This window comes from Rhodopirellula sp. UBA1907, from assembly GCF_002337565.1.
In the GTDB taxonomy this organism is placed as follows: domain Bacteria; phylum Planctomycetota; class Planctomycetia; order Pirellulales; family Pirellulaceae; genus Rhodopirellula; species Rhodopirellula europaea.
In genome coordinates this window covers 40,205-48,771 of record NZ_DDGH01000084.1, presented here as the reverse complement: position 1 = coordinate 48,771, position 8,567 = coordinate 40,205, and the positions used below count along the sequence as shown (strand labels likewise).

At 56.5% G+C, this 8,567-nt stretch carries 2 protein-coding genes; both read right to left on the bottom strand.

Going from position 1 to position 8,567, the window contains the following annotated elements; genetic code table 11:
- Nucleotides 1-79 precede the first annotated feature (79 nt).
- Complete coding sequence (locus tag B2R17_RS18700; protein ID WP_286765154.1) at nucleotides 80-4,642, bottom strand: vWA domain-containing protein; 4,563 nt, start codon at nucleotides 4,640-4,642, stop codon at nucleotides 80-82.
- A 304-nt stretch (nucleotides 4,643-4,946) separates the two neighbouring features.
- Nucleotides 4,947-8,195 carry a DUF6797 domain-containing protein gene (locus tag B2R17_RS18695; protein WP_286765153.1) on the bottom strand — a complete coding sequence of 1,083 codons (3,249 nt, stop codon included), beginning with the start codon at nucleotides 8,193-8,195 and terminating at the stop codon, nucleotides 4,947-4,949.
- Nucleotides 8,196-8,567: the final 372 nt, after the last annotated feature.

Genomic DNA, 8,567 nt, shown 5'->3' with positions numbered 1-8,567 from the left:
GGGGGCCGAGCATGGGAAGCGGCACGCACTGCTCTCCCGCGAAACCAAACGCAAGCGAACAACGTCGAACGGCAATCGTTCACCGTCGACTCGTCGCTCCCAACGTCGCAACACTTGGGAACATCGAACCGTCAACTGGCTGGATCGTGCGAACCGATTGACGCTTCATTTCCGCGATCGATTGCATTTCGACCTGCACCTCTGCGGTCGGGTCGGTTTGCCGGAAAACATGAAAGCTTCGCCGGCCGCTGTCGTCATACCAATGGTCTTGCGAACCAGCACCTTCGACTTGGACGATCAACATCGAATCGTGATCAGGGGTCTGCGAAGTGGGATACTCCAACCCAACCGAAACCTCGTCCCCTTGGCGACTCAGATGAACCTTCACGCCAGGAAAGTTCGCCAGCGTCTTGGTCTGTTTCGGTTGTGACCCCGCAGCAATGGAAACGCTTTCGCTCGCCAATCGCTTGGCCGAACACCACGTGTTGATCTGATAACCCACCGCATCGCTTGGCCAACCCAAGCAATCGAATTCGGCGACCGGACACGGTTTGCCCGCCACCCACTCAAACGCGCCGTTTCGATAAGCCACTTCGGGCGATTGCTTCTCCCCAGAGTTCCCCTGCCGCACCGGATGAACCTCCACCCACATCGAAAGTGGACGGTCAGCAACCTGTGCATTGGTTCGTTGCATCGACAACTGAAAGCGACATCGATTCCCTTGGACCGAAGGCGTGTGCACTCCCATCCGAACCGAAGTGGCATGCCCCTCGGGCGTTGCCAACACGCTGAATTGGGGAGCCCCATTGAGATACGGCAGCGTCGCCAGTGGGTGCTCCATCTGGTTGGCGATCAAATCCAACTGGTCGCCCGGCGATACGGCGAGGACCGTCGATTTGTCGCCAACGGTCGCGGTCACGGCCGTGTTGACGGACTGAATTTCAGGCAGCGTGATCGTGTCGCCAAACGTGCCAACATGTTTCGTTCCATCCGCCAATTGCAACTCGAACGATTCGGACGATGACAACTCCTCCAATCGTTTGAGCAACTCCGTCGCTTCTTTGATATCCGTGATCGATTGACCGCCGGTGCCGCTCGCGAGAGCTTCGAACTCAACCGCTGCGGCCGCGGCCTCGTGGCTGGCCAGCCCATACCCAATGACATGCACTTGGACGCCCAGTGTCTTCGCCCGAGTCACCAACTGACCAATCGAGAAGATCGCTTCGGGGGTAGGATTGAATTGGTAGTTGCGACCGTCAGAGATCACCACCACGTCTTTGCGAACACCGTCACCCGTTCGGCTGATGTCCTCCATCGCCTTCCAAATCGACAGATAAAGCGGCGTCTGTCCCCAAGGAACGGCCGCATCAAAATGCTGACGAGCGAGTTCCAATTCCGCGGTGTCAAAGCGTCCGGTCGGCAGCGCCACCTCGACATCTTCGAATGGTTGGATTGTCGGTGGGAAAGGAAAACGCTTGTGATAGCGTTTCTGCAACAGAGTTGTCTGACCACCTCCATCGCCCGAATCCTTTGCTGGATCGCCCGCACGAATTGCCATTCGATGACCATACAAAACCAAGCCAACCTGTGACGGTCCAGGCTGCAGCCGACGCATCATTTCGTAAACGGCTGAACGCGCGGCTTCGAACTTGCTCGCGCGTTGTGCCCCCAATGCGGAACGCCCCATCTCTTCGCCGAGAGGATCGTTCATGGACGCCGAACAATCCATCACAAACGTGATCGCACGCCCTGAATCCATCGCATCACGAATCGTGACCTTGGCTCCCTTTTGGACCGTTTGACCTCGACTGGTCACGCCAAACGCCGTGCCCGACGACATGACGGAGGATTGATAACGGTTGCCGCGAAAGTTCACCTCCGCCAACGAAGCCCGCTTTTGATCGACCGCCAACGTCAGTTCCACGTTGGTCGGTGCATCGGTCGCTTGGATCGACACCGCTTGCTGAGCATCAGACGTTTTGATGCCGTCGCGATGAATCGACATCACCGCGATTCCCTCGGGAAGATCCCCCTGGCCGTCCGCCGTATCAAGCTTCACCGAAACCGATTGGGTCTGTTGATCCAAGAAGGATGGCTGCGAAGTGGCACGGACGATCAAGCCCTTGATCGACGCCGTCCGGCGGGCCTCCATCTTGGCCGTCACGGAACGCTCGATCGATTTCCAATCCGGGGTCTCATTGTCTTCGGGTTTGGCCAACTTCAACAACGTTTGAGCGGTTGCATCGAAGTAGGCCGTGCCGTTGCTTGTCGGTGCGTACCAGAAATCGCCCAGCACCTCGTCGATTCGACAAGCCAATCGCCACTGCCGAGACGTTCGTTGATGATCCGCAATCACCTGCGAAAAAGCTTCGTCCACCACGATCGAAACCACATGTCGCCAGGCGTGATCGTGATCAACCGACGTCAACGAACGCAAACGTCGCCGCACGTCGGATGGGCTGGTCTCATCCGGATCCAATCCCAACAGAACCGCCAAGAAATCGTTGCTGATGTGTTTGTTCGATTCGGATTCGTGCTCATGCTCGTGATCATGTTCCAATGACTGAGACAATGGCTCGAAGGGCTCCATCGCCAGCTTTTCGTCCGTCTCACGAAGCTGTTTCTCCACCCGCATCGCCTGATAGGGATCGGAAGTCAACAACATCGACGCCGTTGCTGCTTGAAAAGAACCGCCGATGTGTTCCAGGAACTGACCTGCCCGTTTGGATGCGATCACGATCTGGTCGTGAGTCTTCGTCGACCAAACCTGTTTGCCATCGATGAACTCATTCAGCAGCGTGTCCAGCGCGATGACGTCGTTCAGGTTCGCCTCGTGAGCGTCATGTTCTTCATGCGTTCCGAAGGTCGTTGCCTCTTCATCGATCGATCGGAACAGATACGGCAGTTCCGAAAACGCTCGATCTCGCGTTTGCCATGCATCGACCAAACCCGCCAAAATGTCTCGGCGTTCCTTGACGACACGCTCGAAATCCGACAACGCTGACACAACGGAATCGTGTGCGTCTCCATCCTGTCCATGCTCGATCGAATTGACGTCCGACGATACCGTGGACGCCAAAATCGTATCCGCCAGACGTCGTCGACTTTGTTGCACGTCCAACGTGATCTGGTCGACGGCGGGAAAGATCGCATCGGGAAGACGACGCACCACGTGCAACCATTCTGTTTGCGCTTTTGCCGTGCGTTGGATCCAATCGGGATGTCTCCAAAAGCTCAATTCGGAAGCATTTGGATCCTTTCGTGAATGCTCGCCCGCTTGATAAATCGCGTACAACATCGGCACCGGCATCACTTTGTCGTCGTCCAAATCGGCCAGCAATTCAGCCGTGGTTTCGCGAGTCGGTTGCTTTGCGATCGTCGACCAAACTCGCTCCGCCTCACGATCCATTTCGACATCAACAAAGTGAGACGACTCACTCGCCCGATTCGCGATTTCCTGGCGAAGTCCCTGCAACTGTCGATCAAGCCGACTGTACCATCGAGCACTTGATGCCTTCGCGGCTTCTCCACCGTAGACCGATTGAGTGATCGCGTGCATCGTGCGTTGGATCTGCGACCAAGCGTGTGCGTCGACCGAACTTGGGTCGTGTTTCTCGAGAACGACGACTGAATCAATCGCCGCTTTCAATCGATCCGTTTCATCCTTGGACGGAGGAGGCGTTTTGACATAGGAGGCCCCGAAGCGTCCGCGACTGGCGCGTGCGACGGTGACCGGATTGGACGACGCGGTTCGATGCAGTGTTGGTGTTTGGGCCACGCCGCGATGCTGCTGCGACCACCCGCCAACCTGCTGGCGGACGAAACGATGCAGTTCCTCGGTGTCGACCAAACCATCCGCCCGGCTCGTTGTTCCATAGCCGTCCGCGGCACCCGCCAATCCTTCGGCAACGTACCGGGTGAAGACGTCTCCATCACCGCGCCGGGAATAGAAACTGCGCTGCCCACGTGCTGTCGACGACAGGATCGTGACGTTGGACTCGGGATAATTGCGAACGTGCTGAGCCAGTGTCTCGGTCAATCGATCATCGAACTCGTTGTCGGCAATTCCCGCGGGCCAGTGCGACCGCAGCCGACCGCATTCAAGCAGCAACAACATCGGCCGAACGTCGTCACGCGACTGAATCTGGGCGACTCGATCCAAAAAATCATTGATCGGAAACCAAGTGGAACCATCCACGACCGAACCGTTGGGTGGCACCCAGCACGCTTGCCCGTCGTCATTCACAACGCCGTGCAAATTGACATAGAAAATCAGTGGGCGATCACTCGGACATGAAGCGAGCGCCGCTCGAATGGAGTCGTCGGCCTGATCCCAAAACCCACCCGCCAACTCGCCAGCACCGGGCAAGGCCTGGACCGAGTACGTGCTTTGACCCAACGTCCGAATCCAATTCAAGTCTTCAGCTACCCAAGCGTTCACGTCCCACTCGGGACCATAAACACCCGTCAACGTGAAGATCGGTGTCCGGGCCGAGCGTGACAGGACCGACGTGACAAATCCCCCGCTGACCAAGACCATTGCGATCAAGCAAAGGCCTAGCAACAACGGTTTGCGACCTGCGGACCCCTTGGTGGCAAACATGGACGATTTGGCGGTGGCGTGGCCGGGATTACTCGTCATGCAACAACACTCATCAGCGATTCGAACTGGACGCCTCCCAATCAGCGGCAGTGCCAAAACGGACTACCACTCGTTCGAATCATCGGAATGCGAGCAGACGACATTTCGCTTGCAACGCGAAAAATCGGAATGACCCCAACCACCGCCCGCATAATCGGTACAACTCAACGAACCCGACCAACAGGCCTTTCCTTGATTCGCGAACGATGCCGTCGTTGCGAACGGTCACCGATCAAACGAGTTTCACGCGGTTCCGTGCTCTGCCCGATCCGAGCAAAGCGATTCCAATTGCTGCACCGGTCGATCAATTCAGTTCGTGAATCGTGTTGTGGATCACGCGATGAATCGGTTCTCCGTCCGCACCTCGTAATTCCATCTGAATCTCCATGCACCACGTCGGCTTCAACTCGGGAAGCTCCAGCACGATCTCACGTTGCTCAGCGTCCCAATGGGCCGACGCGACCTCGATGGCTTGCGTATCAAAGTGCTTGGAACCGTAGTTCTTCGATCGCTTGATGTTCCAACGGCTGATCGAAAAGCTTTCTGGCGAGACCGACTCAGGATCGACCTCGTCGCTCAATCCGATTCGCACGGTCGTCCCTCGACAGTTCAGACGCACCGGCACGTGGATCGGTTTGCCCGTGTAGCGAACCCGATAAAAACCACCGTCGGCTTGTTGGGTTCCCGCCCACGAGTACATGCCGGTCACGTACAAGTCACCATCGTCGGGATGGAATCGTCCACGCATGATCCCGGTCGGGAATTGAGGCAGCGGCAATTCGCACATCCCACCCTGCATCTGATCGCCAATGATTTCATGTGGGGCAACATACAGTTTGCCGTAGCCGTAGGACATGTTCAGCAGAGAACCTTTCAGCGGCCCCCACTTGTCACTGGTCACCCACAGCAACTCCGCCGGCGAACGGTCGAACGAATTGGTGATCCAGCACATCGGCGGCTCCATCGCGGAGTCGCTTGGATCGGTCACGTCGTGATACCCCAGCATGTTGCCATAGAACCGGCCCGGACGAACCCAGTTGATTCGATTCTTTGGATTCCAATGCCCTTCTTGGTCCGTGACGAAGAACGTCCCATCGTCATTGCGGCAAACGCCGTTGGCGGCACGAAAACCATTCGCGAGAATCTCGGTCGACGATCCGTCCGCAGAAACCTTCAACAACGTTCCATGATGAGGAACGATCGCGGGCAACGCGTGGCAAGCTGACTTGGCATAGTAAAAGTTGCCATCGTCATCGCATTGCAATCCCATCGCGAATTCATGGAAGTGGTCGGTGACGTAGTGATCGTGGTTGAAACTCTCGTAGTAGTCCGTTTCACCGTCGCCGTTGAAATCATGCAAGCGGCAAAGCTGGTCGCGACAAGTCACGAAGATCTCGCCGTCGCGAATTTTGATTCCGAGCGGTTGAAACAAACCCGATGCAATCCGCTGCCAGGTCACCTCCGGTTGATGCAATCCGGTGACTTTCCAGACGTTCCCGTCCCAGTCACTCAGGACGGCGGATTCACCATCGTCCAAGAAGTCGACACCGGTCAATCGCATCCGGCAGAACCATGGATTGTTCACCGGGTACTGAATCGTATCGACCGCGAACGGTCCGCCAGCGTCCGCGGTAGTGATTTTCGTGGTGACGATTTCGGGCCAGCGTTTCGCATTCTCGCTGGTGGACGTGGCCCATTCCTTTGCCGAGCGAGCAGCCGGATCGATTCCTTCGATGAGTTCGCCAATGGTTTGCTCTGCGTCTCCTTTGCTCTCGCTTCGAAAGGCATGAACGGTGAAGTCTCTTGCATTCACGTTTGGCATCAATGCCAGTCGAATTTGATCGTCGGCGAATTGCCATTCCAGTTGGCTGACATCTCCCGTGACCGCGAATACCAACGCCTCAGAACCATCCTCGGAGCTCGACCAGACCGCCTTTGTATGTTCCGCGTCCAGAAACACTTCGCCCTCTTCACGATCAGCCACCCGCATCGTCAACCGATGCTCATTGGCATCCACGGAAAGCGACCGTTGGAAAATGGCTTTCTCGCCCAGTTGTTCAAGCGTCGGCCGCTCGTGAACATCGATTCCGCCAACGCGGTAGTGCAGGATCGTTTCCATCCCGTTGACATAGGTTCCTTGGTAGTCGATCCAGTCACTCGGCAACGGGCCATAGAAGCGACCGTCTCGTCCTGGTTCGCGGACCTCGTCAAAGGAATCATTTTCAGGGTTCGCCCACCCAGGACCGTTTGCGTTTTCAAACACCACCTCGCCGACGATGCGCGGGTGTCTCCGATGGACACCGTTGAAGTTGATACCGTTGTAATCGATGAACTCATCGCCCAACCACGCAGCCGCCACTCGCATTGTGTCGTGCTCATAAACGACGCGATGCTCTCCTCGCGTGATCCCGCCCCGACCTTGGTCAAGACGAATGGCGTGCCCTTTGTAAGCAAAGTTTTTCGCGTCGTTGCCGATCTCAACCGTCGCCATCAAGTTGGGTCCGTAGTCCATTTCCCGCCAGGCCTCGATGAGCGATGGTTCCGGACCGCGCGTATCACCCTTGGGCAAACTCGCCAGGTAGTCTTCATCGACCCGAGCAAACTGAGTTGGGTTGTGCTCCTTCAAGTAGGCATGACGGATGTAGTGAATCACATCGTACTTCTGCTGCGGCACCAAGTTTCGTTGCGGCAGCATCAAACCAAACCCTTTGGTGATGGTTTGGTACATGCTGTGAGGATCAAATCCGTTCTTGAATTTACCGGACGCAAATCGCAACGACGTCGGCAATGAACCTGGGGCATCAACCGTGCCGTGACAATTCACGCACGTCCGGTTGTAGATCGCTTCGCCACGTTTCATCGCTTGCTGATCCAGCGACGCGAGAATGCCAGCGTGGTCGATGTGCGATTCGTATTCCGGCAATGGCTCGGCCGTTGGCATGACCTTCGGTTGCAACTCGCTTGCCCGCGCCGCACCACCATCGCGAATTTCAATCAGGTACCGCACCAAGTCCAAAAACGCTTGGCGGCTGCCGATTTGGCCCGCGACACCTTCGGGCATGACTGACAATTCGCTCGTCGCGACGTCTTCGATGTCATCCGCGCTGACTCCGACCGTTTTGCCTGTCGATGGATCGCGCAATTGGACCGACTCATCGGACTGAGCCACGAGAACACCAGTCAGCACTTTTCCATCGACGGTCAAAATTTGGACCGTCTCAAAACCCTTTGCGATACTCTTTGACGGATGCAGAATCGCATCGACGATGCCGGCATTCGACAGGTCTGGATTTGGCGAGGCGAGATTCGGCCCCACGTTGGCTTGCGACTTCTCCGCCGGATCATTGACTGCATGACAATTGGCACACGACATCGTGGGGGTGAAGAACACCACCGCGCCTCGCGCGGCATCTCCACTGGACACAGCCGCAGCAGCAAGCTTCTCCGGCGATTCGAACATCAAGGCCTGCAAAACCGCTCGGTCATCCTGTGCCCTCGCAGTGGACCCAATGCCGAACAACAGCAGCATTCCGAAAATGGTGATTCGATTCACAAATCGTTTTCCCTTGGAGGCCAGGCAAAGCATCGCTGCCCAAAAACAGTTGGCTACAGAATAGTCATCGCAGCGATTTCTATCTTCTGCTTTTTGGAGCAGACGCACCAGGAGAACGCCACCGGTGAGTGGGAATTCCCACCCGCCGCCAGGCCGCTAAGATATCGCGACCGCTCCTTCCAGCTTTTGAAGTAGCGATTTTATTTTTTGGTAAAACGAAGCATGAAGGCGTGTTGATTCACTCGAGTTCACAACCCGACGCGTGAGTTTTGTAGTTGCGCTTTTGCATTCGGTCTTGTTGGCCAACGGCCTTCGTCATCGTAGCCTGGGGCATCGCCCCAGGGATCGAGAATGAAGGGAAATTGGTTGGCC